Source organism: Streptomyces sp. NPDC008001, assembly GCF_042958085.1.
Classification (GTDB): Bacteria; Actinomycetota; Actinomycetes; order Streptomycetales; family Streptomycetaceae; genus Streptomyces.
The window spans coordinates 336,799-362,525 of sequence record NZ_JBIBIZ010000010.1 but is presented as its reverse complement, the minus strand read 5'-3'; the positions used below and the strand labels follow the sequence as shown (position 1 = coordinate 362,525).

Sequence of the window (25,727 nt, the reverse complement as noted above, 5' to 3'; positions counted from 1 at the left end):
CGGCGGGCTACCGCTGGGACTGCCACTGCGGCGACGGCAGGTGGATCAGCACGAGCACGAACCCGGCCAGCAGAAAGTTCCGCCCGGCGGCCTGGAGGCCGTTCCACTTCTGCGACTGCCACATGGCGAACCACTCGCCGCCGATCGCGATGAACCCCGCCCCGAACAGCAGCAGGACCATCACCAGACCCAGCGTGCTGACCCGCCGCGCGCGCTGGAAGCCGGCGCCCGGACGCGTGAGCCCGCGCACCCACAGGACGGTCCCGGCCACGAGCACCACGGCGGCCAGCGTCTCCCAGACGATGATGGCGACGTAGGCGATGTCCTGCAGCGTGCGGTCCGTGATGGCCCGCCACATCAGGTCGTCGTCCTGGAAGGTCGTGTCCATCGCCAGGACGTGCCGGACGAACTCCCGGTTGGTGCCGAAGTCGGTGATGTTGCCGAACGCCACGAGCGCCATGTAGAGCGCGACGGTGGCGGTCAGCGCCGCCGCCGCGAACGGCAGTCCGCCGAGCCGCACGGCGTTCCGCGGCCCCCGCACCTTCCACTTGGCCGCCATGCGACCTCCCCCTCCGGCCTCGTTCGTACAGATATTCCTGCCCGCGGCGCGAGGCCGGTACGCCGCGGGGCGGCCCGCGCGGCTACCGGTATGCGTAGTCGGTGGTCACCGGTACTGCCGCAACTCGCGGCGCGCCAGCGAGCGCTGGTGCACCTCGTCGGGCCCGTCGGCCAGCTGCAGCGTCCGCGCCGCCGCCCAGAGCTCCGCCAGGGGGAAGTCCTGGCTCACGCCGCCCGCCCCGTGCAGCTGGACGGCCTTGTCGATGATGCCGGCGACCGTGCGCGGGGTGGCGATCTTGATGGCCTGGATCTCGGTGTGCGCGCCGCGGTTGCCCACGGTGTCCATCAGCCACGCCGTCTTGAGCACCAGCAGCCTCAACTGCTCCACCGCCACCCGGGAGTCGGCGATCCACTGCTGTACGACGCCCTGCCCGGCCAGCGGCTTGCCGAAGGCCGTACGGTCCAGGGCGCGCCGGCACATGAGCTCGATCGCCCGCTCGGCCATGCCGATCAGCCGCATGCAGTGGTGGATGCGGCCGGGGCCGAGCCGGGCCTGGGCGATGGCGAAGCCGCCGCCCTCCTCGCCGACGAGGTTCGTCACCGGCACCCGCACGCGGTCGAGGACGACCTCGGCGTGGCCGCCGTGGTAGTGGTCCTCGTAGCCGTAGACGCGCATGGCGCGCCGGACCTCCAGGCCGGGGGTGTCCCGGGGGACCAGCACCATCGACTGCTGGCTCCGCGGGTCGTCGCCGTCCGGGTCGGTCTTGCCCATCACGACGAAGATCTCGCAAGCGGGGTTCATGGCCCCGGAGATGTACCACTTGCGGCCGGTGATGACGTACGCGTCGCCGTCGCGCTCGATGCGGGTCCCGATGTTCGTCGCGTCGGACGAGGCGACCTCGGGCTCCGTCATCGCGAACGCCGACCGGATCCGCCCGGCGAGCAGCGGCTCCAGCCAGCGCTTGCGCTGCTCCTCGGTGCCGAACTGGGCGAGCAGCTCCATGTTCCCGGTGTCGGGGGCCGCGCAGTTGAGGGCGGTGGGGGCCAGCTGCGGGCTGCGGCCGGTGATCTCGGCGAGCGGCGCGTACTGGAGGTTGGTGAGCCCGGCGCCGTGCTCCTCGTCGGGAAGGAAGAGGTTCCACAGCCCTTGCCGCCGCGCCTCCTGCTGCAGCTCGGCGACGACCGGCGGCGGGGTCCACGGGTCGGCGAGGCCGGCCCGCTGCTCCTCGGCGACGGCTTCCGCCGGGTACACGTGCTCGTCCATGAACGCGAGCAGCCGCCCGCGCAGTTCCTCGGTGCGCGCGTCGAAGGCGAAGTCCATGGCGGGTCAGCCCTTCCGCAGGGTGGTGAGTCCGTTGTCGATGAAGTACGGGACGAGCTGCCCGATGCGGTCGAAGCCGGCGCCGACGGTCTGCCCGAGGGTGTAGCGGTAGTGGATGCCCTCCAGGATCACGGCGAGCTTGAAGTAGGCGAAGGCCGTGTACCAGGGCAGCGCGGAGACGTCGCGGCCGGAGGCGGCGGCGTAGCGCTCCACGATCTCGGCGGGACCGGGGTGCCCCGGGGCCTCGCGCGTCGTGCTGATGGGGGAGCCGGGCACGGGCTCCTGCTCGCTGTACATCACCAGCAGCCCGAGGTCGGTGAGCGGGTCGCCGAGCGTGGACATCTCCCAGTCGAGGACGGCGGCGACCCTGTCGTCCGTGCCGATCAGGACGTTGTCGAGCCGGTAGTCGCCGTGCACGACGGTGGCGGCGGGGGAGGCGGGCAGCGCCGCGGCCAGGCCGGAGCGCAGCGCGTCGATGCCGGGCAGCTCCCGGCTGCGGGAGGCCTCCAGCTGCTTGCCCCAGCGCCGCAACTGCCGCTCCAGGAAGCCGTCCGGCCGCCCGAAGTCCGCGAGCCCGGCCGCCTCCGGGTCGACGGCGTGCAACTGCACGAGCGTGTCCGCCAGCCCCAGCACGACCTCGCGGGTGCGGACGGGCCCGATGGCCGAGAGCTGCCCGGCCGTCCGGTACGGCGTCCCCTCCACGAACTCCATCACGTAGAACGGCGCCCCGAGAACGCTCTCGTCCTCGCACAGCAGCAGCGCCTCGGGCACCGGCACCGCCGTCCGGTGCAGCGCACTGATCACCCGGTGCTCGCGCCGCATGTCGTGCGCGGTGGCCAGCACGTGGCCGAGCGGCGGACGGCGCACGACCCAGCGGCCCGTTCCGTCGGTGACGGCGTAGGTGAGGTTGGACCGTCCCCCCTCGATCAGCTCGGCCGTCAGCTCCCCGCCCACCAGCCCGGGAAGCTCCCGGTCCAGCAGGCCCCGCAGCCGCTCCGGATCGAGTCCGGGAGGATTGCCCTTGCTCATCGCACGCTCCTCGTCAGGGGAGTTGACCGCTCCGTCCGCAGGCCATCATGCCGACCGGTCGGTATGCCGTCCAGGGTGCGCCGGGCACGGACTACGCGTGGCAGGTCATCAGTTGCCCGCCGTTCATCGCCATCATGTCGCCGATGACCACCGGCATGTCGAGGGGGGCCGCCAGGGGCAGGCCGTCCAGTTCGGCGTAGGCGCGGTGCAGGTTGGCGACCAGGCGTTCGCTCTCGCGCAGGCCGGCGAACTCGCCCAGGTCGGCGGCGCGGGCGGCCTCCAGGGGGGTGCGGCCGGCGGCGTGCTCCGTGCGGGCCAGGTCCTGGAGCCAGCGGAAGTAGCGCTCCAGGACGTCGTACGCGCCGGGGTCGGTGACCGGGCCGTGGCCGGGGACGACCGTCTCGGCGTCCAGGCCGCGCAGCACTTCGAGGGAGCGCAGGGAGCCCGCGAGGGAGCCCATCAGGAGGAAGGGGGTGCCGCCGTTGAAGACGAGGTCGCCGGTGAAGACGATGCGCTGCTCCGGCAGCCAGGCGATGGTGTCGCCGGTGGTGTGCGCCGGGCCGGGGTGGATCAGCCGGACCTCGGTGTCGCCGACGTGCAGCGTGAGCGCGTCCTCGTAGGTGACCTCGGCGGGGGTGATCCGGACGTCGCCGTACTCGACCCCGGGCCAGATCCCGTGCAGCTGCAGGCCGGCGGCGAGGGTCTCCCGGCGGCACTCGCGGTGGCCGACGACCGTGGCCTCCGGGAAGACGAAGTTGCCGTAGGTGTGGTCACCGTGGTGGTGCGTGTTGACGATGGTGGAGGGCAGGGGGGCGCCGGAGTCCGTGACGGCGTCGCGCAGCAGGCGCGCGCGGCGCTCGGTCGCCGTGGTGTCGATCAGGGCCGTCCGGCCGCCGCCGGTCACGATGCCCGCGTTGTTCAGGCACCAGCCTCCGTCGGGCTGGACGAAGGCCCTGACACCGGGGGCGAGCTCGACGGTGTAGGGCTCGGTCGGCTCCGCGCCTGCGGGCGCGACCGGGCTCGTGCTGCACATGGAAGACCTCCCCTTGCCTCCGCGCCGGGTGCGCGGAACGGACTGCCCGTCAGAATACGGGCGCGGGGAGGACGGCGCGGAGGGTGTCAGCCGCGGTGCTCCATGCCCGGGCGCAGCCGCTCCAGCAGCCCGTACAGCGTGGTGCGCTCCTCCTCGTCGAGGGCGTCGAGCGCGCTGTGGGTGGCCTGCATCTCGGCGCGGACGCGGCGGATGGTCTCGTGGCCCTCGTCGGTGGCGACCACGTTCTTCACGCGCCGGTCGGACGGGTCGGGCTCGCGGCGCACCAGGCCGCGGGCCTCCAGGCGGTCCACGATGCCGGTGACGTTGGAGGCGTCGCAGACCAGCAGCGTGGCGAGGCCGCGCATCGGGACCGGGCCCTTGAGCTGGGCGAGCAGCTTGGCCTGGACGGACGTGAGGCCGTGCCGGGCAGCGGCGGCGGCGAAGTCCTGCCACTGGGCGGTGCCGAGCGCCGCCACGAGCTCCAGGAGCTGTGCCTTGGTCGGGGTCCGGGGTGGGGTGGCAGTCATGGCTCGAGTGTACTCAAGAGGTTGAGGTAATAAAACATTAACTTGACTACCTGAAGTATCCGGGCCTACCGTGGACCGGGTTGCTTGACGATCTCAAGCATCAATGTCGTGAAGTAACGCCGGAACCCCGAAGGAACCCCACCGCCCCATGTCCTCCCAGGCCCCCGCAGCGCCCGGCACTCAGCGCAACGAGACGGTCATCGTCTTCGCCCTGAGCCTTGCCGCCATGGTCGTCTCGATGATGCAGACCCTGGTCGTCCCGATCCTCGGCCTCATCCAGAACGACCTGGAGACCACCTCCGCCAACGTCAGCTGGGTCACCACGGCGACCCTGCTCTCCGCCGCCGTCTTCACCCCGCTGCTCGGCCGCTTCGGCGACCAGCACGGCAAGAAGAAGACCCTGGTCGGCGTGCTGGTCGTGATGGTCGCCGGCTCCGTCCTCGCCGCCGTCACCCACTCCCTGCTGTGGCTGATCGTCGGCCGCGTGCTCCAGGGCGCCGCCACCGCGATCTTCCCGCTCGCGCTCTCCGTGCTGCGCGAGGAGGTCCGCCCGGCGAAGCTCCCCGGCGCCATGGCCATGGTCAGCGGCACCCTCGCCTTCGGCAGCGGCCTCGCGCTCGTCGCCACCGGCCTGCTCACCTCCGGCGACAACCCCGACTACCGCAGCGCCTTCTGGCTGGCCACCGGCCTCGCCTCGCTCGCCCTCCTCGCCGTCGTCTTCCTGGTCCCCGCCACCCGCGAGACCACCGGCGGCCGCACCGACGTCCTGGGCGCGCTCACCCTGGCCGCCACCCTCGTCCTGCTCCTGCTGCCCATCACCCAGGGCCACGAGTGGGGCTGGTCCTCCGGCCGCACCATCGGCTGCTTCGCCGGCGCCGTCGTGATGGCCGCGCTGTGGACGCTGGTCGAGCGCAAGGTGCGCGAGCCGCTGGTCGACATGAAGATGTTCGCCCACCGCCCGGTGCTCTTCGCCAACATCGCGGGCCTCCTCGTCGGCTTCGGCTCCTTCGCCCTCTTCATCGGCGTGTCCTACCTCGTCCAGATGCCGGAGAAGATCGCCGGATACGGCTTCTCGGCCAGCGTGCTGCGCGCCTCCGTGGAGTACCTGCTGCCCAGCACCATCGTGTCGCTGCTCGCCGCCCCGGTCGGCGGCCAGCTCGTCCGCCACAAGGGCCCCCGCCTCGTCCTGCTCCTCGCCTCCCTCATCGGCACCGCCGGCTTCGTGTGGATCGCCCTCGACCACGAGCACACGATCTCCGTGATCGCCGCCGGGATGTTCGTCGGCGCCGCCATCAGCTTCGGCTACGCCGCCATGCCCGCCGTGATCGTGGCCAGCGTCCCGCCCCGGCAGACCGGCATCGCCAACGGCATCAACTCCATCTCCCGCTCCACGGGCAGCGCCATCGGCAGCGCCATGATCACCACGGTCCTGGCCTCCAAGAGCCTGGAGCACCTGCCGCCGGGCGCTCCCAAGCTGCCCGCCGAGAGCCAGTTCACGCTGACCTTCGTCATCGCGGGCACGGCGTTCCTGCTGGTCGCGCTCGTCGCCGGGGCCGGACTGCGGACGATCCACGCCCGGCGCGCCGAAGTGGCGGACCACGCTGCCGCGGCGGACGCTGAGACTGCACCCGCCGGCGCCTGACGCGCGCGCCCGCCCCGGCCGCCCCACGTACGGCCCGCCCGACCCCCCGCGAGGAGCACCACCCATGAAGGCCATCAGCTACCGGACCTACGGAGGGCCCGAGGTCCTCGAGTACGGCGAGCGGCCGAACCCCAAGGTCGGCCCCGACTCCGTCCTGATCAAGGTCAGGGCCGCCGCGGTCAACCCCGTCGACTGGAAGGCCCGGTCCGGCTACCTCGACCCGGCCCTCGACGCGGTCTTCCCCGTCATCCCCGGCTGGGACGTGTCGGGCGTCGTGGTCCGGCCGGGCGCCGACGCCACGGAGTTCGCCGAGGGCGACGAGGTCATCGGCTACGTCCGGGAGGACTTCCTCTCCCGCGGCACCTTCGCCGAATACGTCGCGGCACCCGTACGGACCCTCGCGCGCAAGCCGAAGAGCCTCACCTTCGAGCAGGCCGCGGGCCTCCCGCTGGCCGGGCTCACCGCCTACCAGGCGCTGATCAAGGCGCTCCGGCTGTGGGAGGGCGAGACCGTGCTGGTCCACGCGGCGTCCGGCGGCGTGGGCACCATGGCCGTCCAGATCGCGCGGCACTTCGGCGCCCGCGTCATCGGCACCGCGAGCGAGCGCAACCACGACTACCTGCGCTCCCTCGGCGCGGAGCCCGTGCTGTACGGGGACGGGCTCGCCGAGCGGGTGCGGGCGCTGGTTCCGGAGGGCGTCGACTCCGTGCTCGACCTCGTCGGCGGGGAGGCGCTCACCGTCTCGCCCGGGCTGCTCGCCCACGGCGGCCGGCTCGCCTCCGTCGCCGACCCGTCCGTCACCGGCTACGGCGGCCGCTACGTCTTCGTCCGCCCCGACGCGGCCGACCTCACCGCCCTCGCCGACCTGGCGGAGAGCGGAGGGCTCACCGTCGAGGTGGCGAAGGTCTTCCCGCTGGAACGCACGGCGGAAGCGCACCGGCTGAGCGAGGAGGGGCACACCCGGGGCAAGATCGTCGTCACGGTCGACTAGCGGGTGGGGGCGGGGGCCGGCGGCCGGACGAGCAGCGGGCGCCGCTCGTCCGGCACCGCCGGCCCGGCGCGCCGTTACCGTTCGCCGCCGCGGAGTGGACGCCCGGCCCCGCCCGGCAGGGCCTCAGCGGCCCCGGAGCCGCCGGTACGCCTCGAAGCCGTCCGGCACCCACTCCCACTCCCCGAGCCGCTCCTCCAGCTCCGCCTCGGTGAGGAACGCGTGCCAGGCCACCTCCGACGCCTGCGGGTTCACCGGCAGCTCGCACCGCACCTCGTACACCGCCGACCACCAGGAGCCGCCCGGACCCTCGTAGAGGAACCGGAACAGCGGCTCCGGCGCCGGCAGCCCCGACACGCCCAGCTCCTCCTCGGCCTCCCGCCGCGCCGCCTCGTCGTAGGACTCGCCCGACCCGACGACCCCGCCCACGAACATGTCGTGGCGCGAGGGGAAGACCAGCTTCCCGGGCGTCCGCCGGTGGACGAAGATCCGCCCCTCGGCGTCCCGGGCGAGGACGAACACACAGCGGTGACGCAGCCCGCGGGCGTACGACTCGCCGCGCGTGGCCCGGCCCACCACCCGGTCCTGCTCGTCGACGATGTCCAGCAGTTCGTCCGCGGGCTGCGGTGGTGTCCGGTCGTCCGCCGCGTGACCGCCCGGTGCCTCGTTGCTTGCTGCCTGATCGCTCATGCGCCCATGAAAGCAGCGCTCGCAGGAACACCGGCGCCCGGCCGTCGCAGCGCTAGTGCGGCTGCAGGTCGCGCACCCGGCCGACCTCCGCCGTCCCCGACGGCATCGCCGGATGCCGCCCGATCAGCACGATGCCGATCACGATGGCCACCAGCCCGGCCGCCTCCCAGGCCAGCGCCCCGGGCGAGGTGTGCAGCCGGTCGCCCAGGAACCCCACCCCGCACGCGATGCCCGCCAGCGGCTGCGCCGCCGTGAGCGCGGGCAGGGACAGCCGCAGCGGGGCCGTCTCGAAGGCGCTCTGGACGAACACCAGCGCCGTCACGCCGAGCACCAGCACCCCGTACGGCTGCCAGCTCAGGAAGAACGCCGTCCAGCCGTCGTGGGAGAGCCGCTGGCCGCTCACGCGCGTGAGGGCGTCCTGCAGGCCGTAGAGCAGCCCGGCGGCCACCGCCAGCAGGGGCGCCTCGATGCTCATCCGCGACCGCTTGGAGACCGCCGCCAGGGCGAGGGCGCCGCCCACCATCAGGCCGATGATCAGCCAGTGCCGCAGGGGATCGGTGACGGTGTCGCCGTGGTGCGGGCGGCCCGCGACGATGAAGGCCGCGACGCCGCCGGCCAGCAGCCACAGCCCGCCCCATCCCGTACGGCCCAGGGGCTGGCGCGTCTGCCAGCGGGAGAGGGCCATCGCGAACAGCAGGTTCGTCGCGAGCAGGGGCTCCACCAGCGAGACCTCGCCCTGCCCCAGCGCGATCGCGCCGAGCACCATGCCGCACACCATCATCCCGATGCCGGCCAGCCAGCGCGGCATCCGGACCAGGTCGAGCAGGAGCCGCAGGGAGAGAAAATCGCTCATCGGGGCCCGCTGCGCGGCGCTCTGCTGGAGGACGAAGCCGATGCCCAGGCAGCAGGCCGCGCTCACGGCGAAGGCGAAGACCATCACGTCGCGCACCTCAAGACCACTCGGTCGTCGGGGACTTGACAGAAAAACGATAGCCGCCTTGTGGGCGGTGTGACGGCCGAGTACCCCTCTTTCGGGCGGCCATCCCCTCCAACGGTCGACACCACCCGGGAGTGCCCCGCCACGACTCGAACGCCTGTTCCTCGCTTGGTTGTGCGGGACCGGGTCCGGGGCGGGACGAGCGGATCAAGTGCCGCTTCCACGGTACCTCCGGGCCGCCCCGGCGTGCGCGGGAGCGGGCGAGGGTGTACGCGGGGAGCGGGCCGCGGCGTGCGGCGGGATCGGGTGGCGGCCGGCGGGGGAGTGAACGCCGGTAACCGCAACTGCCGACTGGTGAGTTGATGACGAGTCAGTGCCAAGATCAGGTCTTGACTCGGAGTAGTGACTACCGCTTTGCTGTGCGTGACTGACGTGGATGCATGCGGACGCCCCGACCCAGGCGCCCGGAGGGGACGTACGCCGTGGAGGAAGCCCGCAGATGACGCCCCCGCCACCCCTGGGGAAAGCTGCCCGGGCCGCCCGCTCCCGGGGCAAGGACGGAGTGACCTTCGACCCCGCCCTGGACGACGGCGAACTCGCCACCGTCCGTGACGCCCTCGCCCGGGGCCGCTGGACCGAGGCCCGCCATCTGCTCGCCGAGACCGGCGACGACTGGGACCGCCGCGGACACCGCCTCGTCGTCCTCGCCGAAGGTCCCTCCAGCCTCGCCTGGGCGCGCGAGTGGCAGCTCGCCGAGCCCGACAGCCCGGACGCCGCGGCCCTCCTCGCCTGCGCCGCCGTGTTCCGCGCCGTCAGCGGCAAGGAGAGCCCCGAGACGGCCCGCGCCGCCTGCCTCGTGGCGGCCAGGATGGCCCCCACCGACCCGTCCCCCTGGCTCGCCGTCCTCATCCTCGCCCGCCGCACCGGCACCGACGACGAGCGCGTGCGCGCCTTCGACCAGGTCCGCGCCCGCCACCGCGACCACCACCACGCCCACCACCTCATGGCCGCCTGCCTCGCCGAGCACCAGAAGGGCGACCGCGACGACCCCCTGCACGAGGTGTACGACTTCGCGTCCTGGGCCGCCGAACAGGCGCCCGCCGACTCGCCGTTGGCGGTCCTGCCCGTCGTCGCCCACGCCGAGCGCTACCGCGTCCTCGCCCGCGCCGGCCTCGAACCCCGCGACCCCGCCCGCTCCGGCCACTGGGCCGGCCGCCGCGCCCGCCAGGTGATGAAGGCCGCCTTCGACTGGTGGCTCGAATGGGACATCGACGAGAACGACGAGAACACAGACACCGCCGCCCGGGCCGTCCACCCCCGCCGCAAGGTCGACCTCAACTACCTCGCCCACGCCAAGCTCCACGAAGGCCGGCTCGCCGAGGCGGCGGCCCTCCTCACGCGCATAGGGCCGCACGCCACCCGCGCGCCCTGGTCCTATCCCGACCAGGACCCGGGCCGCGCCTTCCAGGACGCGCGCCGCGCCGCCCTCGGCTCCGCCTGACCGCGCGCCCGGCCGCCCCCCGCCCCCCACGCACCACTGCCCCCGCTCACCCCACGGGAAGGACCACCCCGCCATGACGACGGGCACCACGAGCGAGATCAGCACGTTCAAGGGCCAGGAAAGACGCCTGCGCGCCGACCGCATAGGGCTCGCCGGCCTGCTCCTGTCCGTGGTGGCCGCCAGCGCGCCCCTCATGGTGACGGCCGGCGTCATGCCCACCACGTACGGCACGATGGCCATCGTCGGCCAGCCCCTGCTGTTCGTCATCCTCGGCGTGGTGCTGACGCTCTTCAGCTTCGGCTACGCCGAGATGAGCCGCCACGTCCACAACGCCGGCGCCTTCTACGCGTACATCGCCCGCGGCCTCGGCGGCACCGCCGGCGCCGCCGCCTCCGTCGTCGCCCTGGTCGCCTACAGCCCCATGCAGTTCGGCATCTACGGCATCTTCGGCTACGAGCTCTCCGGCCTGCTCGACAAGCACCTCGGCGTCTCCGTCGCCTGGTGGGTCCCCGCCCTCGCCGCCGTCCTCGTCGTCGGCGTCCTCGGCTGGCTGAAGATAGACCTCAGCGCCAAGGTCCTCGGCGTGCTGCTGCTCATCGAGTGCGTGATGGTCGTCGTCTTCGACGTCGCGGGCGTCGCCCGCCCCGGCCCGGAAGGCGTCTCCTTCCACGCCTTCGACCCCACGACCCTCGCCGGCGGCGGGCTCGGCACCGCCCTCTGCTTCACCATCGCCGCCTTCGTCGGCTTCGAGCAGGCCGCCGTCTACGCCGAGGAGACCAGCCGCCCGAACGTCGTCGTCGCCCGCGTCACCTTCCTCGCCGTCGGCTTCGTCGCCCTCTTCTTCGCGCTCAGCTCATGGGCCCTCAGCGTCGCCGCCGGCCCCGGGCACATCGTCGGCCTCGCCCAGGAGCAGGGCCCGGACCTCCTCTTCGGCCTCACCGAGGACCGGCTCGGCAGCACCTTCACCGACGTCATGCACGTCTTCTACGTGACCGGCATGTTCGCCGCCATGCTCAGCTTCCACAACGTCGTCGCCCGCTACGCCTTCGCCATGGGCCGCGAGGGCCTGCTGCCCGCCGCGGTCGGCCGCACCTCCCGCGCGAGCGGCGCCCCCGCCTACGGATCCCTGCTGCAGAGCATCGTCTCGCTGCTCGCGGTGCTCCTCTTCGCGCTCACCGACGGCCGCCCGCACGGCGATCCCACGGCCCCCGTCCTGCGGCTGTTCACCTGGAGCGGCAACGTGGGGGCCCTCGGCGTGATCGTGCTCATGGCCGCCGCGTCGGCCGCCGTCATCGCCTTCTTCGTACGGCGCGGCGCCGCCCGGGCCCAGGCGCCCCGCCTCGTCGCGTCCGGCGCCGCCGGGGCCGCCCTCCTCGTGATCGCCGCGTACGCGGTCAAGGACTTCGACGTCCTCCTCGGCGCCGACCCCGGCTCGGCCCTGCGCTGGATCCTGCCCGGCACCATCGGGGCGGCCGTCGTCGCGGGCATCGGCTACGGCCTCGTCCTCAAGTACGTACGCCCCGGCGTGCACGGCAGCATCGGTCTCGGCAACGAGGCGTTCCAGCTGGAGAAGGCGGCGGCCTCGGTGGCCGGGCCGGGCGGGAACTGACCGGAGAGGAAGGAGGAGCGGGCCCGCGGGCCTACTCCTCCACGCCCTTCCCGACCCGTCGCGACACCGTGAACGCGTACAGGTCGAGCACGCCGGGCGGCTCGGCCAGCCCCGGCCCGCCCGCCCGTATCCAGGCCGCGATGTCCGCGAGCGCGTCGTCGTCGTTGACCAGCCCCAGCCACACGGGCCGCCCCCCGGCCGCCCGCCCCGCCGCCGACGGCTGGACGACCACCACGTTCGCCTGGTCGCACACGTCCAGGCACTCGGACGCCCGCACCTGCGCGGCATCGCCCAACGCCGCCCGCAGCCGGGGTATCTGCCCCGCGTGGTCGACGCCCGGCACCTTCTGCGGATCTCCGCAGCAGCAGCCGCGGCAGACGGTGATGCGGCAGGGGGCCGAAGAGACCGCCGGCGCCCTGCGCCGGGACTGGTTCGTGATCATCCGCCAGATGATACGCACGGACCCCCGGGGCCGGCCGCAGGGAAAACCCGGGGGAAAACGCGCGGGACAGCCGCGCCGGGAAAACAAAAGAACCCCAGCATTGCTGGGGTTCCTCACTGGTGTCCGAGGGGGGACTTGAACCCCCACGCCCGATAAAGGGCACTAGCACCTCAAGCTAGCGCGTCTGCCATTCCGCCACCCGGACCAGGTGTTTCGTCTTCCGGGCCGTTGCCCTTCCGACGAGGAAAACAATACCAAAGATCTGGGGGTGCTCGATCACGTGGCCGGTACGGCCGTCCGGCGGAGTGTGGCGGGCGCATGTCGGGAGCATTGCGGCCTTGGGCTGAGGCGGGCGGAGAGAGAGGATGGCGGAGGACCCACGCCGCGGTCCGCCCCGCCGGGCGGCCCGCGGCAGCGAACCAGGAGGAGGCAGCGTGAGCGAGTCGAAGCCGGCCGGGGCGGGCAGGAGCGGCAGGGGCGGCGAGGACGAGGTCGTCGACCTCTGCCGCGATCTGATCCGGATCGACACCAGCAACTACGGCGACCACTCCGGGCCCGGCGAACGCGCCGCCGCCGAGTACGTGGCGGAGAAGCTCGCCGAGGTCGGGCTCGAACCGCAGATCTTCGAGTCCCACAAGGGGCGCGCCTCGACCGTGGCGCGGATCGAGGGCGAGGACCCCTCCCGGCCCGCACTGCTCATCCACGGCCACACCGACGTCGTCCCGGCCAACGCGGTCGACTGGACGCACGACCCCTTCGCGGGCGAGATCGCGGACGGGTGCCTGTGGGGCCGCGGCGCCGTGGACATGAAGGACATGGACGCGATGACCCTCGCGGTCGTCCGCGACCGGATGCGCACCGGCCGCAAGCCGCCCCGCGACGTGGTGCTCGCCTTCCTCGCGGACGAGGAGGCGGGCGGCGTCTACGGCGCGCGGCACCTGGTCGACAAGCACCCCGGGCTCTTCGAGGGCGTCACCGAGGCGATCGGCGAGGTCGGCGGCTTCTCCTTCACGGTCAACGAGAACCTGCGGCTCTATCTGATCGAGACCGCCCAGAAGGGCATGCACTGGATGCGGCTCACGGTCGAGGGCACCGCGGGCCACGGTTCGATGACGAACAAGGACAACGCGATCACGGAGCTGTGCGAGGCGGTCGGCCGCCTCGGGCGGCACGAGTTCCCGGTCCGGATGACCAAGACCGTGCGGTCCTTCCTCGACGAGCTGTCCGACGCGATCGGCACCCCGCTCGACCCCGAGGACATGGAGACGACGCTCGCCAAGCTCGGCGGCATCGCCAAGATGATCGGCACCACGCTGCGCAACTCCGCGGCCCCGACGATGCTGGGCGCCGGGTACAAGGTCAACGTGATCCCGGGGCAGGCCACGGCGCACGTGGACGGAAGGTTCCTGCCGGGGTACGAGGAGGAGTTCCTCGCCGACCTCGACCGCATCCTCGGGCCGCGGGTCAGGCGCGAGGACGTGCACGCGGACAAGGCGCTGGAGACGAGCTTCGACGGCAAGCTGGTCGACGCCATGCAGTCGGCGCTGAAGGCGGAGGACCCGATCGCGCGCGCCGTCCCGTACATGCTCTCGGGCGGTACGGACGCGAAGTCGTTCGACGACCTGGGCATCCGCTGCTTCGGCTTCGCGCCGCTGCAGCTGCCGCCGGAGCTGGACTTCGCCGGCATGTTCCACGGGGTTGACGAACGAGTGCCCCTGGAGGGCCTGAAGTTCGGCGCACGGGTGCTCGACCGTTTCCTCGATCAGTGCTGAATCGGCAGCTAAACTCCGTAAATTTGTGCCGAGTTAACCGTAACGAGTGAATGATTTGAGGGTTGCGTAGCCCGATTACCTCCTCGTCGTTACAGGTGTGCGGTCCGCGGCTGGGACCGTATTGCCAACAAGGAGGAATCCATGATCAAGAAGGTCGTCGCTTCCGCGGCCGTTACCGGTGGTCTCGTGCTCGCGGGTGCTGGCCTTGCCGTTGCGGACGGCGGAGCTCAGGGGGCCGCCGTGAACTCGCCCGGCGTGGCCTCCGGCAACGTCGTCCAGGTCCCGGTCCAGGTGCCGGTGAACGTCTGCGGCAACTCGGTCAACATCGTCGGGCTGCTCAACCCCACTTTCGGCAACACCTGCGTCAACGACTGACGTCGTGCCTCAACCCGCAAGGGTCTGACAGGGCGGCTCCGAGGTGACATATGTGCACTCCGGAGCCGCCCGGGCTTTCGACGCGCGAGCAGTGGGCACTTTGTCCCTATTGCTGGCGCGTATCCGTATAGCGCAAGCAGAGAGGCAGGACTTCATGCGACAGGTCACCAAGAAGGGCCTGATCACCGCAGCGGCGGCGAGCGGAGTGCTCGCGGCCGTCACCGGCAGCTACGCCCAGGCGTCCTCGGGCGCCTCGGGCCACTCGGTCAACTCGCCCGGTGTGGCCTCGGGCAACACCGTCCAGGTCCCGGTGCACGTGCCGGTCAACGCCTGCGGCAACACCGTGAACGTGATCGGCGTGCTCAACCCCGCCACGGGCAACCAGTGCGTCAACGGCGGTCACTACGGCGGTGGGCACGGCGGTCAGGGCCACGGTGGCGGCAACCACGGCGGCGGTTCCGGCGCCCACGGCTCCAGCACCGGCTCGCCCGGTGTGGCCTCGGGCAACACCGTCCAGGTGCCGGTCGAGGTGCCGGTCAACGCCTGCGGCAACAGCGTCAACGTCGTCGGGGTGGGCAACCACACCACCGGCAACAAGTGCGCCAACACCGACGAGGGCGGGCACGACTGGCAGGGTCACCACCCGGGTCACCCCGGCCATCCCGGTCACCCGGGTCACCCCGGCCACCCGGGCGGCGGTGACTGCGACCACGAGCCGTCGCACCACAACCCGCCCGGCGGGGACCACGGCCACAAGCCGCCGGCCGACCACTCCGGCGAGCACCACAAGCCGGCCGACCACACCCCGGCCAAGCCGGCGGCCCACACCCCCGCGGGGCACACCACCCCCGCGCGGACGGACGCCGCGCACAAGCCCGCCGCCGAGGTGAAGGCCGAGCACATGGCCCCGGCCATGGCCGCGGCCACCGGTCCGGCCACCGCCAAGGCCGTTGAGCTCGCGCACACCGGCGCGGGCCAGCTGGGCATGGCCGGCGCCGCCAGCGCCGGTCTGCTGCTCGGCGGGGCGGTCATCTACCGCCGTGCGCGCGCCGGCCAGAACTGACCGGACCACTCGCAGCGGCGCATGACAGCACGGAGCGGGTCCCGCCACGCGGGGCCCGCTCCGTCTGCATGGTCACCAGGTGGCGCGCACCTGGCGGATGATCCTGCGGCGCAGCCGCACTCTTCGGCTGCCGTCGGGGTAGAGGCGAAGTCGGTCCAACTCCCAGTGTCCGTACTCGGCGTGGTCGGTCAGCAGGCGTGTGGCGGCACCCCGGGAGACCCCCCGCGGCACATACACATCACAGAATTCGTATTCCGGCATCGCATCTATTGTGCGGGAACGGGCCCGGTGCGGATAGCGTCTGCACTATGTCTGATGCTGCGCAGCCATCCGCTGCCGAGGTACGCGCCGCCGCCGAGGCGGTCAAAGCCGCTCTGGACCGCCACCTCGACGCCGTCGAACGCCGGTCGGGGGAGGACGATCCTGCCGTCTACGCCGCGTTCAACGAGCTGGCCGCGACAGCCGAGGCCTACGACGAGCTGCTCTACGACACCTATGACGAGGTCACGCCCTTCGAGATCCCCGGTGACGACACCCTGCCCGCCTATGCCGGCCCGGAGGAGCCGAGTGCGCTGAGCGTCCTGATCCGCCGCGACTACGCGGTGATCGAGCCGCAGCGGCTCCTCGCCCAGGCCCAGCGCGTCGCCGATCTCGACCCCGACGTCGACGCGCCGGCCGGCGCGGCGGCGGCCGTGGGCAATGTGGGGGGCAGCGTGCACGCCGCGCTCGGTGTGATCTTCGGTGAGTACGAACCGGACGAGATCGCCTCCCGGCACAAGGAGTTCGGCCTGGAGGAGGGCGACTCCACGCTCTGGGTCACCGCGGCGGAGGACCCGGCCGAGCCGGGGGAGTGGCTGGCGTCCCCCTTCGACCAGGCCGATCCGCAGCGGGTGATCTGCCGCTTCGACGTCAGCGCCGTCTTCGACGAGGAGCAGGATCTGGACGACGACGGGGACGACGGCGAAGACGTGGATGACGTCGTTGACGTGGACGATGTCGATGACGTCCTGGACGTCGATGCCGACGACGATGCCGACGACGAGGCGGATGACGAGGCGGACGGCGGCCCGGAGCGGGACCGTCACGGCGGTGCCCCGGCGTCGCCGCCGAAGCGCTGATCCGCGCCGGGGACCGGGAGGCCGCTGCCCGGCCCCGGCCCCCGGCGCGAGGCGCGCTCAGCCGGCCGGGCGCTCCTGGGCCCGCAGCAGGGCCCGCAGCCGGGTCGTCCGCTCCTTCGCCGGGACCTCCGCGACGGCGCGGGGCAGTGCCTGGTCCACGCCGTGCACCACGGACAGGTGCCGCTCGGCCCTGCCGAACGCCGTGTAGATCCACGAGCGCGTCAGCGTGCGGGCGGCGTCGCCCGGCAGGACGACCACGGCCGCCGGCCAGCGGGTGCCGGCCGCCTGGTGGGCGGTGACGGCCCAGCCGTGGCGGACCGCCTCGGCCACGCGCTCCCGGGGGACGAGCACGGAGGAGCCGCCGCAGTCCAGCCGGAGGCCCTCCGGCTCCGCGGCGGTCACCGTGCCGGGGATCATGCGGCCCGGGGCCGGCACGTACGCCACGCGGTCGCCCGGGTCGAAGCCGCCGAACCGGCCGGGGCCGGGGTTCAGCCGCTCCTTCAGCGCCGCGTTGAGCGCGCGGGTGCCGGCGGGGCCGCCGTGGCCGGGGGTGATGACCTGGGTGTCCGCGGCGGGGATCCCGATGGCCCGCGGGATGGAGTCGGCGACCAGCTGCACCGTCCGGTGCACGGCCTCGCCCGGATCCCGCACCGGGACGATCACGACCTCCTTGCCGGGAGCCGCGGGCTGCGTCAGCTCGCCGACGCCGATCCCCGACACGAGCTCGCCGACCGGGCCCTCGTCCGGCGTGCGGGAGACGACCGCGGGGCAGGCGCGGGCCGCCACGACGTCCGCGAACACCCGGCCCGGGCCCGCGGACCACAGCACGGCCGGGTCGCCGCTGAGCACCAGGCGGGTGCCGTCGGCCAGCGACTCCACCAGCACGGCCGCCGTCTCCACGTCGAGCTGCGGGGCGTCCAGGACGGCCAGCAGATCGAGGGCGAGCGCGCCGTCCTCGTCCCGGCCGGGGCCCTCCGCGCCGGACAGCAGGCCCGCCACCGTCACCGCTTCGGGGTCGCCCGAGGCGGCCAGGCGCCGGCGGCCGTCCTCCGTGTGGGCGGCCGCGCAGGCGCGCAGGCCCAGGGCGCGGGCCGCGGCGACCAGGGCGGCCGGCTCGGCGCGGGCCGCCTCGCCGCCGCTGTGCGTGACGAGCCCGGCGGCGGCCGCGGCGCGGATCAGCTCGGCGGCGGAGGGCGTGGGGGCGGCGGTCGCCGCCTCCTCCCACTCGCCGGGCTCCGCCGGGAACGTGCTGATCAGCCGGGCCAGGCCGTCGGCGAGGCTCTCCTCGGCCATCGCGTAGCGGTCGAGGCCCAGGAGCAGGCGCACCGGGACCTCCTCATCCTCGCCCTGGGGCGCGGCGGAGCCGGGCGCGGGCTCCACGGCCTCCTGGAACACGAGGACGGTGCCCTCGGCGATGGCGGACTGCAGTGCGCCGTCCGGATCCGGGACGGAGTGCCGGGCGAGGGCCGCGGTCAGGGCCGGTGCCTCCAGGACCGTGTGCCCTTCGAGCGCGGCGCGCTCCAGCAGCCAGCCGGTCAGGGCCTGGGCCCGGCGCTCGTCCCCGGGGCCGGCCTCCGGGCCCAGCAGGGCCCGCGCGAAGCCGTCCGCCTGCTCGGGCCGCACGCCCGGGACGGCCAGCAGCTGCCAGGGGTCCTCACGGAGCGCTTCGGCGGCCTGCTCGCCCAGCGCCTCGGCGACGGGGCCCGCGAGCTGCTCGGGGGCGCCGCCCGCGGCGAGGACCTGCCGGATGCCGGCGAGGCCTTCCGCGTCGATGCGGGGGGCCGCGGCGGGGGCGGGCGCGGGGGCGGTGGCCGCCTGGCGGGGCGGGCGCGCGGGGGCGGCCTTGCGCGCGGGCGCGGGCCGCGGCGCCTCCGTGAAGAACGACGCCGCCGACCGCTCCCCGCTCTCCACGGCCCGCACGGCCGCCGCGAGCGCTTCGGCGACGGCGCTCTTGCCGTCACCTGCCGGACCGGGCCGCCCGACGCTGCCCGGCGCATGTTGCGCGGCCTGCGGTGCGTCGGTGTGCTCGGCGCCGCCGCGCGGGGGAGTGGCGGGCTCGGCCTCGGGAGAGGTGCCGTGGGTGTTGGTGCGTGGGGCGTCTTCGGGGGCGGGGTCGGCGCCTTGGTGCCCGGCGTTGGCCGGCGCATGCTGCGCGGCCTGCGGTGCCTCGGTGTGTTCGGCGTTGCCGCGCGGGGGCGTGGTGGGCTCGGGCTTGCCGGAGGCTGTGTTCTCGTCGGCCGGGGGAGTCGTGGGGGCGTGGGCCGTTCGCTCGTCCCCGGAGAGGGAGCCCGGCTCCGTAACCCCCGCGTCGGCCACGTCCGCAGGGTCGCCGGGGAGGCGATCGGTGTTCACAGGGTGCTCCAGTCCTGATCGGGATAGCGGTGCACGGGCGCCGAGACATCGTCCAGCGCACGGCAGATCTCGTCCGGAAGCGTAAGGCTCTCCACTGACAACGCGGCCCTGAGCTGCTGCGCCGTGCGCGCGCCGACGATCGGGGCGACGACGCCGGGGCGGTCGCGCACCCAGGCGAGGGCGACCTTCAGGGACGTCGTGGCGAGGCCGTCCGCGGCGGTGGCGACGGCGTCGACCACACGGCCCGCCGTCTCGTCCAGATACGGGGCGACGAACGGCGCCAGGTGCTCGGAGGCGCCGCGGGAGTCGGCGGGCGTCGCGTGGCGGTACTTGCCGGTGAGGACGCCGCGGCCGAGCGGGGAGGAGGGCAGCAGGCCGATGCCGAGCTCGAGCGCGGCCGGCAGCACCTCGCGCTCGATGCCGCGCTGCAGCAGCGAGTACTCCATCTGCGTGCTGGCGAGGCGGGTGCGGGCGCCGGGCGCCGCGAGCTGCCACGTGGCGGCCCGGGCGAGCTGCCAGCCGCAGAAGTTGGAGACGCCGGCATAGCGGGCGCGGCCGCTGGTGACGGCGATGTCGACGGCCTGGAGGGTCTCCTCGACGGGCGTGTGCGGATCGAACGCGTGGATCTGCCACAGATCCACGTGGTCCGTGCCGAGCCGCTCCAGGGAGGCGTCGAGCGCGGAGAGCAGATGGCCGCGGGAGCCGTCGAAGCGCCGGTCGGGATCGGGGACGCTGCCCGACTTGGTCGCGATGACCAGGTCGCGCCGCGGCACCAGATCCTCCATCAGCTGCCCGAGCAGATACTCCGCGGCGCCGTCCGCGTACACGTCCGCGGTGTCGACCAGGGTGCCGCCCGCCTCCCAGAACGTCTTCAACTGCTCCGCGGCGTCGCCCTCGTCGGTGTCCCGGCCCCAGGTGAGCGTGCCGAGCCCGATCCGGGAGACCCGCAGGCCCGTGCGGCCGAGATGCCTTAGTTCCATGAGCGCTGAGGTTATCGGCCGCGGCCCGCGCCGTGGCCGCCTGTGGACAACGCCCCGCGGCGCCCCGTGGACGACGCGCCGCGGCCCCACCCGGGAGAGGGACCCGCCGGCGACCCGGCCGGGGATCCGGCCGCCCGGTGACGTACCCCGCGCCGGCGCGCTACAGTCCCCGCAACGACGACGTTACTGATGAGTAAGGGGAGCCCGCATGAGTCGTATGAAGCTCGGGATCAACCTCGGCTACTGGGGCGCGGGGATGGACGCCGACAACCTGGCCGTCGCCCGCGAGGCCGACCGGCTGGGCTACTCGGTCTGCTGGGCCGCCGAGGCCTACGGCTCCGACGCGGCCACCGTCCTGTCCTGGGTCGCCGCCCAGACCGAGCGCATCGACGTCGGCTCCGGCATCTTCCAGATCCCCGCCCGGACGCCCACCATGACGGCGATGACCGCCGCCACCCTCGACTCGCTCTCCGGCGGCCGCTTCCGGCTCGGCCTGGGCGTGTCCGGCCCGCAGGTCTCCGAGGGCTGGTACGGGGTGCGGTTCGACAAGCCCCTCGCCCGCACCCGCGAGTACGTCGAGATCATCCGCAAGGCCATGTCCCGCGAGCGCCTCGCGCACGAGGGCGCGCACTGGACGCTGCCGCTCCCCGGCGGCCCCGGCAAGCCCATCAAGCTCACCGTCCACCCCGTCCGGGAGCACATCCCGCTCTACATCGCCGCCATCGGCCCGAAAAACCTGGAGCAGACCGGCGAGATCGCCGACGGCGCGCTCCTCGTCTTCTTCGCCCCCGAGCACGCCGAGGAGACCACGCTCGGCGCGCTCCGCGCCGGCCGCGCGAAGTCCGGCAAGGACCTGGAGGGCTTCGACATCGTCCCGACCGTCCCCATGGCCGTGGGCGACGACGTCGACGGGCTGGCCGACCTCTTCCGCCCGTACACCGCCCTCTACGTCGGCGGCATGGGCAGCGCCAAGCAGAACTTCTACAACAAGCTCGCGCAGCGCATGGGCTACGAGAAGGCCGCCGCCGAGATCCAGGAGAAGTACCTGTCGGGCGACAAGGCGGGCGCCGCCGCGGCCGTCCCGCGCGACCTGATCGACTCCACCACGCTCATCGGCTCCGTGGAGCGCATCGCCGACCGTATGCAGGCCTACGCCGCAGCCGGTGTGACGACCCTGTCCCTCGCCCCGGCCGGCTTCACGCTGGACGAGCGGCTCGCGAGCCTGCGGGCGGGCGTCGACGCCCTGGAGCGCGTCGGCCTGGCGTAACCGGGGGGAGACCTGGCCTGACGGGGGAAGGCAGGACCGCGGAGGGCGGACCAACGGCCGTGGTGGGGGCTCGGGGGCCTCCCCGCCACGGCCGGTACAGAAGACAACGCCCGTACCGGCGCCGGGTTACGCGCCCGGCCGCACCTTCGGCATCCGGCCCCGGACACCCCCGCTGTCGCGCATTCGGCCGAGCGGACGGCGCCCCCGATTGCCGCTCCCCGCGCGCGGCACTTGACTCGTACTTCACGGGACATTCGCGAAATACGGGATATGTGCCGTGAACGGAGGTGCCGGTCGTGCTCTCGGCCAGAAGCCTGTTCCAGGAGATCCTCGGCAACGACGAGGCGTACCGGCTCTTCTGCTCCATCGCCGCGGGCGGCGAGGCGCAGGGCGGCTGGGAGAACGGCCGGATCGCCGCCCTCGTCCCGGAGGAACAGCGCGCCCTCGCACCGAAGATCGCCCGGCACGGCGCCGACGAGGACAAGCACGGCCGCATCTTCCTCGCCCTGCTGCGCAAGCGCGGCCTCGACCCCGTCCCCGTGCCGCCCGCCACCGACTACACGATGCTCCTCGAACGCCGCGGCATCGGCCTGCCCCACGCCCTCCTCCGCGGCGAGAAGCCGCTGACCGTGGAGGACATCGTCACCTACCTCGCGCACAGCCGCGTCACCGAGCAGCGCGCCGCCGACCAGATGGAGATGCTCACCACGCACTTCGGCGACCACCCCGAGGTCGGCAGGGCGATCCGGATGATCGGCCACGACGAGGCCAACCACCTCGCGTACTGCCACGAGGAGCTGCTGCGCCTGGCGCGCCGGGGCCACGGCCGCACCATCCGCGCGGTCCTGCGGGAGAGCGCCCGCGCCGAGGCCCGCGTCTACCGGGACGTGAGCCTGGCCGTCATGGCGCGCATGGGCGCGATCCTGGGCTGGTCCCGGCCCAAGGCGCTCGCACTGGCCCTCGGCATCCGGGCCGTGTACTGCCGCGAGCGGCTGACCGGCCGGCGGCGGATGGTCACCCTGCGCATGCCGGAGCACCGCGACGCACTGGGCAGGACACCGGCCACCGAGCCCGAGTTCGCCTGACGGGCGGCCGGCCCGGCGGGCTCCGGCGCGCCGCCTCCCGCCGCGGCCTCACAGCCACCCGCGCCGCTTGAACAAGTGGTACAGCCAGAACACCAGCCCCGCCATCACCAGCACGGCCGCCGGATAGCCCCACGGCTGCCGCAGCTCCCACATGTGCGTGAAGTTCATCCCGTAGATCCCGGCGATCATCGTCGGGACCGCCGCCATCGCCGCCCACGCCGAGATCTTGCGCATGTCGTCGTTCTGCTGGACGCCCATCTGCGCGAGGTGGGCGGACAGTATGTCCGACAGCAGCCGGTCGAGGCCCTCGACGGCCTCGTTCGCCCGCGTCAGGTGGTCGCTGACGTCGCGGAAGAACGGCTGCGACCGCTCCGGCACGAACGGCACGCCCGCCCCCGCCAGCCGCTCCATCGGCTCGGCCAGCGGCATCGTGGCCCGCCGGAACTCCAGCACCTGGCGCTTGAAGGAGTAGATCCGCGACGCGGTGTTCCGGTTGTCCCGGCCCAGCGGGGCGAACACCTCCGCCTCCAGCTCCTCCAGGTCCAGCTGGAGCTCCGTGGCGACCTCCGTGTACTGGTCCACGACCGCGTCGCACACCGCGTACAGCACCGATGTCGGCCCGTGCCGCAGCACCTCCCGCTCGTGCTCCAGGCGCTGCCGCACCTGCGCGAGCGGGCTGCCCTCGCCGTGCCGCACGGTCACGACGAAGGAGTCCCCCACGAACAGCATCAGCTCGCCCGTCGCGACCGTGTCCGCCTCGTCGTCGTACGTGACGGGCTTGAGCACCAGGAACAGCGAACCGTTGTAGACCTCCAGCTTCGGCCGCTGGTGCGCCTTCAGCGCGTCCTCCACCGCCAGCGGGTGCAACTGGAACTCGCTGGTGATGAGGTCGAACTCCTCCTCCGTCGGCTCGTGCAGCCCGACCCACAAGAAGGCGTCCCCCGAGGCGCGCGCCTCGTCGAGGGCGTCGGAGAAGTCGGCGGGGCCTTCGGTGCGGCGTCCGTCCCGGTAGATGGCGCAGTCCACGATCACGCTGGGCATTTTGCCGCTGATCGGCTTCGTACACACGCCACGCCGCCCTTCTTCCACCGGAAGACCGGCCCACCGCGATCCGCCGGAACGGCCTACGCTGGCGGCCATGCCCACGCTGATCCTGGTCCGGCACGGCCGGTCCACCGCCAACACCGGGGGACTGCTCGCGGGATGGACCCCCGGCATCGCCCTGGACGAGCGCGGCGCCGCCCAGGCGGCCGCCCTCCCGGCCCGGCTCGCGCAGGTGCCGCTCGCAGCGGCCGTCACGAGCCCCCTCCAGCGCTGCCGCGAGACCCTGGCGCCCCTGCTCGCCGCCCGCCCCGGCCTGCCCCTGCACACCGACGAGCGCGTCGGCGAGTGCCACTACGGGGACTGGTCCGGCCGCAAGATCTCCGAGCTCGCGGGCGAACCGCTCTGGGAGGTCGTCCAGCGCCACCCGTCCTCCGCCGCCTTCCCGGGCGGCGAGTCCGTGCGCGCCATGCAGGCCCGTGCCGTCGACGCCGTACGGGACTGGAACGCCCGCATGGAGAGCGAGCACGGACACGACGCCTGCTACCTGGTGTGCTCGCACGGCGACATCATCAAGGCCCTCGTCGCCGACGCCCTGGGCCTGCACCTCGACCTCTTCCAGCGCATCGCCGTCGACCCCTGCTCGGTCACCGCCATCCGCTACACGCGACTGCGCCCCTTCCTGGTGCGCCTCGGCGACACCGGCGACCTGCACGGCCTCGCCCCGCACGAGGAGACGCCCGGGCAGGCCCGGCGCCCCGAGGAGGACGGCGTCGTCGGGGGCGGGGCGGGGGCACCGTGATCGTGCCGCGCAGTAGGGTGGTGACGCGGCAGAGACCGCCCCGTCACCGCTGACCGGCACCGCAGCGCCCCACCGCGCCCGGCCGGCCCGCACACCACGACCGACCGCACCACGACCGACGCAGCACCGAGATCGTCCGAACCGCCCGAACCGCCCGAAACAAATGGAGCAGGACGTTGTCCCGTCAGGTGTTCCTCTACGACCCGCCGGACCGCTTCGTCGCCGGTACGGTCGGGCTGCCTGGCCGCCGCACCTTCTTCCTGCAGGCCACCGCGGCCGGCCGCACCACCACCGTCGCGCTGGAGAAGGCCCAGGTCGAAGCGCTCGCCGAGCGCATCGACGAGCTGCTGGACGAGGTCGTCCGGCGCACCGGCGGCAATGCCCCGGTGCCCGCGGTCGCCCCGGCCGAGCTCGCCGACACGGCCCCGCTGGAGACCCCCATCGAGGAGGAGTTCCGCGTCGGCACCATGGCCCTGGCCTGGGACGGCGAGCACCAGCGCATGATCGTCGAGGCGCAGGCCCTCGTCGAGCTGGACGCCGACACCGACGAGGACCTGGCCGAGGCCGAGGAGCGCCTCCTGCAGGACGAGGCGAACGGCCCGCCGATGCTGCGCGTCCGCATCACCGGCTCCATGGCCCGCTCCTTCGCCAAGCGGGCCCTGGAGGTCGTGAACGCCGGCCGCCCGCCGTGCCCGCTGTGCAGCCTGCCGCTCGACCCGGAGGGACACGTATGTCCGCGCCAGAACGGATACCGCCGCGGCGCGTGAGCCCGCAGGAGCTGCTGGCCGAGGGCGAGCTGACGGTCCGTGGCCGGATCTCCGGAGCGTCCAACGCGGTCCTGTACTGCACGGTCGAGCACCAGGGCGTGACCGCCGCCTGCGTCTACAAGCCCGTCGCGGGGGAGCGGCCCCTGTGGGACTTCCCCGACGGCACCCTCGCCCAGCGCGAGGTCGCCGCGTACGAGCTCTCCGAGGCCATGGGGTGGGGGCTGATCCCGCCCACGGTGCTGCGGGACGGCCCGTACGGCGAGGGCATGTGCCAGCTGTGGATCGAGGCCGCGGCCGAGGACTCCGCGCTGCTCGCGCTCGTCGACGGCGAGGAGCCGGAACCGGGCTGGAAGGCCGTGGGCCTCGCGGAGGTGGGGGAGGAGCGCACGGCGCTGCTCGTCCACGCCGACGACGAGCGGCTGCGCCGGCTGGCCGTCCTCGACGCGGTGATCAACAACGGCGACCGCAAGGGCGGCCACCTGCTGCCCGCCGCGGACGGGCGGCTTTACGCCATCGACCACGGTGTGACCTTCAACGCGGACGACAAGCTGCGCACGCTCCTGTGGGGCTGGGCGGGCGAGCCGCTCACGGAGGAGGCCATGGAGGCGCTGCGGCGACTTTCGGCCAATCTGGCCGACGGGAGCCCCTTGGCGGAGCGGCTGGCCGAGCTGATCACGGCGGAGGAGATCGCGGCGCTGCGGGCGCGGGTGGCGGATCTGCTCCGTACGGGGCGGCACCGTGAGCCCTCCGGGCAATGGCCCGCCATCCCGTGGCCGCCGGTGTAGCAACCCGGTCGCCGCCGTCGGCAGCCCCCGGCCGGCGGGCGCG

The 25,727-nt window shown here is 73.5% G+C and carries 25 protein-coding genes and 1 tRNA gene; 13 read left to right on the top strand and 13 right to left on the bottom strand.

Features of this window, described 5'->3' with window-relative positions; all coding sequences use genetic code 11:
* Nucleotides 1–7: 7 nt before the first annotated feature.
* The 5 genes from ACFZCD_RS27690 to ACFZCD_RS27670 form a co-directional block, all read right to left on the bottom strand.
* A complete protein-coding gene (locus tag ACFZCD_RS27690; protein ID WP_391835429.1) occupies nt 8–559 on the bottom strand; it encodes a DUF2165 domain-containing protein in 552 nt (183 codons plus the stop codon).
* A 105-nt stretch (nt 560–664) separates the two neighbouring features.
* Nucleotides 665–1,879 (bottom strand): acyl-CoA dehydrogenase family protein, encoded by a 1,215-nt coding sequence (locus ACFZCD_RS27685; protein ID WP_391835427.1) that lies wholly within the window; start codon nt 1,877–1,879, stop codon nt 665–667.
* 6 nt (nt 1,880–1,885) lie between these two features.
* The gene (locus ACFZCD_RS27680) at nt 1,886–2,908 is read right to left on the bottom strand and encodes a phosphotransferase family protein (protein ID WP_391835425.1); all 1,023 of its coding nucleotides are present in this window, start codon (nt 2,906–2,908) and stop codon (nt 1,886–1,888) included.
* Between the two features lie 91 nt (nt 2,909–2,999).
* Complete coding sequence (locus ACFZCD_RS27675) at nt 3,000–3,941, bottom strand: MBL fold metallo-hydrolase (protein WP_391835424.1); 942 nt, start codon at nt 3,939–3,941, stop codon at nt 3,000–3,002.
* Between the two features lie 86 nt (nt 3,942–4,027).
* Entirely contained in the window at nt 4,028–4,468 is a 441-nt protein-coding gene (locus tag ACFZCD_RS27670; RefSeq protein WP_391835422.1) for a MarR family winged helix-turn-helix transcriptional regulator, read from the bottom strand.
* Between the two features lie 148 nt (nt 4,469–4,616).
* Here ACFZCD_RS27670 and ACFZCD_RS27665 point away from each other — a divergent pair, with 148 nt between their 5' ends.
* Together ACFZCD_RS27665 and ACFZCD_RS27660 are read left to right on the top strand one after the other, a co-directional pair.
* Nucleotides 4,617–6,110 carry an MFS transporter gene (locus ACFZCD_RS27665; RefSeq protein WP_391835420.1) on the top strand — a complete coding sequence of 498 codons (1,494 nt, stop codon included), beginning with the start codon at nt 4,617–4,619 and terminating at the stop codon, nt 6,108–6,110.
* A 64-nt stretch (nt 6,111–6,174) separates the two neighbouring features.
* Nucleotides 6,175–7,101: an NADP-dependent oxidoreductase gene (locus tag ACFZCD_RS27660; RefSeq protein ID WP_391835418.1), complete on the top strand. Its 927-nt coding sequence runs from the start codon at nt 6,175–6,177 to the stop codon at nt 7,099–7,101.
* Between the two features lie 123 nt (nt 7,102–7,224).
* Here ACFZCD_RS27660 and ACFZCD_RS27655 read toward each other — a convergent pair whose 3' ends face one another.
* Nucleotides 7,225–7,788 carry an NUDIX hydrolase gene (locus ACFZCD_RS27655; protein WP_391835416.1) on the bottom strand — a complete coding sequence of 188 codons (564 nt, stop codon included), beginning with the start codon at nt 7,786–7,788 and terminating at the stop codon, nt 7,225–7,227.
* A 52-nt stretch (nt 7,789–7,840) separates the two neighbouring features.
* A complete protein-coding gene (locus tag ACFZCD_RS27650) occupies nt 7,841–8,725 on the bottom strand; it encodes a DMT family transporter (protein ID WP_391835659.1) in 885 nt (294 codons plus the stop codon).
* A gap of 499 nt (nt 8,726–9,224) precedes the next feature.
* On the opposite strand from ACFZCD_RS27650, the gene ACFZCD_RS27645 reads away from it, so the two are divergent.
* Entirely contained in the window at nt 9,225–10,226 is a 1,002-nt protein-coding gene (locus tag ACFZCD_RS27645; RefSeq protein WP_391835414.1) for a hypothetical protein, read from the top strand.
* A gap of 73 nt (nt 10,227–10,299) precedes the next feature.
* On the top strand, nt 10,300–11,835 hold the full coding sequence (locus tag ACFZCD_RS27640) for an APC family permease (RefSeq protein WP_391835412.1): 1,536 nt from the start codon (nt 10,300–10,302) through the stop codon (nt 11,833–11,835).
* 31 nt (nt 11,836–11,866) lie between these two features.
* Here ACFZCD_RS27640 and ACFZCD_RS27635 read toward each other — a convergent pair whose 3' ends face one another.
* Both ACFZCD_RS27635 and ACFZCD_RS27630 read right to left on the bottom strand, forming a co-directional pair.
* Nucleotides 11,867–12,277, bottom strand: a complete 411-nt coding sequence (locus tag ACFZCD_RS27635) for a (2Fe-2S) ferredoxin domain-containing protein (RefSeq protein WP_391835410.1) — start codon at nt 12,275–12,277, stop codon at nt 11,867–11,869.
* Nucleotides 12,278–12,394: 117 nt separating this feature from the next.
* Nucleotides 12,395–12,482: transfer RNA gene (locus ACFZCD_RS27630), tRNA-Leu, on the bottom strand.
* Nucleotides 12,483–12,711: 229 nt separating this feature from the next.
* Here ACFZCD_RS27630 and ACFZCD_RS27625 point away from each other — a divergent pair.
* The 3 genes from ACFZCD_RS27625 (at nt 12,712) to ACFZCD_RS27615 (ending at nt 15,487) form a co-directional block, all read left to right on the top strand.
* Nucleotides 12,712–14,049 (top strand): M20/M25/M40 family metallo-hydrolase, encoded by a 1,338-nt coding sequence (locus ACFZCD_RS27625; protein ID WP_391835408.1) that lies wholly within the window; start codon nt 12,712–12,714, stop codon nt 14,047–14,049.
* Between the two features lie 141 nt (nt 14,050–14,190).
* Complete coding sequence (locus ACFZCD_RS27620; protein WP_391835406.1) at nt 14,191–14,424, top strand: chaplin; 234 nt, start codon at nt 14,191–14,193, stop codon at nt 14,422–14,424.
* Nucleotides 14,425–14,578: 154 nt separating this feature from the next.
* Nucleotides 14,579–15,487 carry a chaplin gene (locus ACFZCD_RS27615; RefSeq protein ID WP_391835404.1) on the top strand — a complete coding sequence of 303 codons (909 nt, stop codon included), beginning with the start codon at nt 14,579–14,581 and terminating at the stop codon, nt 15,485–15,487.
* Nucleotides 15,488–15,559: 72 nt separating this feature from the next.
* On the opposite strand, the gene ACFZCD_RS27610 is transcribed toward ACFZCD_RS27615, so the two are convergent.
* Nucleotides 15,560–15,748, bottom strand: coding sequence for a DUF5703 family protein (locus tag ACFZCD_RS27610; protein ID WP_106678739.1), 189 nt, complete (start codon nt 15,746–15,748; stop codon nt 15,560–15,562).
* A 47-nt stretch (nt 15,749–15,795) separates the two neighbouring features.
* Between ACFZCD_RS27610 and ACFZCD_RS27605 the strand changes: the two genes are divergently transcribed.
* Nucleotides 15,796–16,605, top strand: coding sequence for a hypothetical protein (locus ACFZCD_RS27605; RefSeq protein ID WP_391835402.1), 810 nt, complete (start codon nt 15,796–15,798; stop codon nt 16,603–16,605).
* Between the two features lie 57 nt (nt 16,606–16,662).
* Here ACFZCD_RS27605 and ACFZCD_RS27600 read toward each other — a convergent pair whose 3' ends face one another.
* A complete protein-coding gene (locus ACFZCD_RS27600) occupies nt 16,663–18,957 on the bottom strand; it encodes a helix-hairpin-helix domain-containing protein (RefSeq protein WP_391835400.1) in 2,295 nt (764 codons plus the stop codon).
* A complete protein-coding gene (locus ACFZCD_RS27595) occupies nt 18,954–19,937 on the bottom strand; it encodes an aldo/keto reductase (protein ID WP_391835399.1) in 984 nt (327 codons plus the stop codon). Before ACFZCD_RS27595 ends, ACFZCD_RS27600 begins: the two co-directional genes overlap by 4 nt.
* Nucleotides 19,938–20,154: 217 nt before the next feature.
* Between ACFZCD_RS27595 and ACFZCD_RS27590 the strand changes: the two genes are divergently transcribed.
* Both ACFZCD_RS27590 and ACFZCD_RS27585 read left to right on the top strand, forming a co-directional pair.
* Entirely contained in the window at nt 20,155–21,204 is a 1,050-nt protein-coding gene (locus ACFZCD_RS27590; protein ID WP_391835657.1) for an LLM class F420-dependent oxidoreductase, read from the top strand.
* A gap of 296 nt (nt 21,205–21,500) precedes the next feature.
* Entirely contained in the window at nt 21,501–22,289 is a 789-nt protein-coding gene (locus ACFZCD_RS27585; RefSeq protein ID WP_391835397.1) for a ferritin-like domain-containing protein, read from the top strand.
* 48 nt (nt 22,290–22,337) lie between these two features.
* On the opposite strand, the gene ACFZCD_RS27580 is transcribed toward ACFZCD_RS27585, so the two are convergent.
* Nucleotides 22,338–23,330, bottom strand: a complete 993-nt coding sequence (locus ACFZCD_RS27580) for a magnesium and cobalt transport protein CorA (RefSeq protein WP_391835655.1) — start codon at nt 23,328–23,330, stop codon at nt 22,338–22,340.
* Between the two features lie 97 nt (nt 23,331–23,427).
* On the opposite strand from ACFZCD_RS27580, the gene ACFZCD_RS27575 reads away from it, so the two are divergent.
* The 3 genes from ACFZCD_RS27575 to ACFZCD_RS27565 all read left to right on the top strand — a co-directional run bounded on the left by ACFZCD_RS27575 (nt 23,428) and on the right by ACFZCD_RS27565 (nt 25,684).
* The gene (locus tag ACFZCD_RS27575) at nt 23,428–24,132 is read left to right on the top strand and encodes a histidine phosphatase family protein (protein ID WP_391835396.1); all 705 of its coding nucleotides are present in this window, start codon (nt 23,428–23,430) and stop codon (nt 24,130–24,132) included.
* Nucleotides 24,133–24,308: 176 nt separating this feature from the next.
* A complete protein-coding gene (locus ACFZCD_RS27570) occupies nt 24,309–24,899 on the top strand; it encodes a DUF3090 domain-containing protein (RefSeq protein WP_391835394.1) in 591 nt (196 codons plus the stop codon).
* The gene (locus ACFZCD_RS27565) at nt 24,863–25,684 is read left to right on the top strand and encodes an SCO1664 family protein (protein WP_391835392.1); all 822 of its coding nucleotides are present in this window, start codon (nt 24,863–24,865) and stop codon (nt 25,682–25,684) included. Before ACFZCD_RS27570 ends, ACFZCD_RS27565 begins: the two co-directional genes overlap by 37 nt.
* Nucleotides 25,685–25,727: the final 43 nt, after the last annotated feature.

Coding starts and splice junctions, on each gene's coding strand:
- ACFZCD_RS27690 (WP_391835429.1), bottom strand. CDS start 559: ATGGCGGCCAAGTGGAAGGTGCGGGGGCCGCGGAACGCCGTGCGGCTC.
- ACFZCD_RS27685 (WP_391835427.1), bottom strand. CDS start 1,879: ATGGACTTCGCCTTCGACGCGCGCACCGAGGAACTGCGCGGGCGGCTG.
- ACFZCD_RS27680 (WP_391835425.1), bottom strand. CDS start 2,908: ATGAGCAAGGGCAATCCTCCCGGACTCGATCCGGAGCGGCTGCGGGGC.
- ACFZCD_RS27675 (WP_391835424.1), bottom strand. CDS start 3,941: ATGTGCAGCACGAGCCCGGTCGCGCCCGCAGGCGCGGAGCCGACCGAG.
- ACFZCD_RS27670 (WP_391835422.1), bottom strand. CDS start 4,468: ATGACTGCCACCCCACCCCGGACCCCGACCAAGGCACAGCTCCTGGAG.
- ACFZCD_RS27665 (WP_391835420.1), top strand. CDS start 4,617: ATGTCCTCCCAGGCCCCCGCAGCGCCCGGCACTCAGCGCAACGAGACG.
- ACFZCD_RS27660 (WP_391835418.1), top strand. CDS start 6,175: ATGAAGGCCATCAGCTACCGGACCTACGGAGGGCCCGAGGTCCTCGAG.
- ACFZCD_RS27655 (WP_391835416.1), bottom strand. CDS start 7,788: ATGAGCGATCAGGCAGCAAGCAACGAGGCACCGGGCGGTCACGCGGCG.
- ACFZCD_RS27650 (WP_391835659.1), bottom strand. CDS start 8,725: ATGGTCTTCGCCTTCGCCGTGAGCGCGGCCTGCTGCCTGGGCATCGGC.
- ACFZCD_RS27645 (WP_391835414.1), top strand. CDS start 9,225: ATGACGCCCCCGCCACCCCTGGGGAAAGCTGCCCGGGCCGCCCGCTCC.
- ACFZCD_RS27640 (WP_391835412.1), top strand. CDS start 10,300: ATGACGACGGGCACCACGAGCGAGATCAGCACGTTCAAGGGCCAGGAA.
- ACFZCD_RS27635 (WP_391835410.1), bottom strand. CDS start 12,277: ATGATCACGAACCAGTCCCGGCGCAGGGCGCCGGCGGTCTCTTCGGCC.
- ACFZCD_RS27620 (WP_391835406.1), top strand. CDS start 14,191: ATGATCAAGAAGGTCGTCGCTTCCGCGGCCGTTACCGGTGGTCTCGTG.
- ACFZCD_RS27615 (WP_391835404.1), top strand. CDS start 14,579: ATGCGACAGGTCACCAAGAAGGGCCTGATCACCGCAGCGGCGGCGAGC.
- ACFZCD_RS27610 (WP_106678739.1), bottom strand. CDS start 15,748: ATGCCGGAATACGAATTCTGTGATGTGTATGTGCCGCGGGGGGTCTCC.
- ACFZCD_RS27605 (WP_391835402.1), top strand. CDS start 15,796: ATGTCTGATGCTGCGCAGCCATCCGCTGCCGAGGTACGCGCCGCCGCC.
- ACFZCD_RS27595 (WP_391835399.1), bottom strand. CDS start 19,937: ATGGAACTAAGGCATCTCGGCCGCACGGGCCTGCGGGTCTCCCGGATC.
- ACFZCD_RS27590 (WP_391835657.1), top strand. CDS start 20,155: ATGAAGCTCGGGATCAACCTCGGCTACTGGGGCGCGGGGATGGACGCC.
- ACFZCD_RS27580 (WP_391835655.1), bottom strand. CDS start 23,330: ATGCCCAGCGTGATCGTGGACTGCGCCATCTACCGGGACGGACGCCGC.
- ACFZCD_RS27575 (WP_391835396.1), top strand. CDS start 23,428: ATGCCCACGCTGATCCTGGTCCGGCACGGCCGGTCCACCGCCAACACC.
- ACFZCD_RS27565 (WP_391835392.1), top strand. CDS start 24,863: ATGTCCGCGCCAGAACGGATACCGCCGCGGCGCGTGAGCCCGCAGGAG.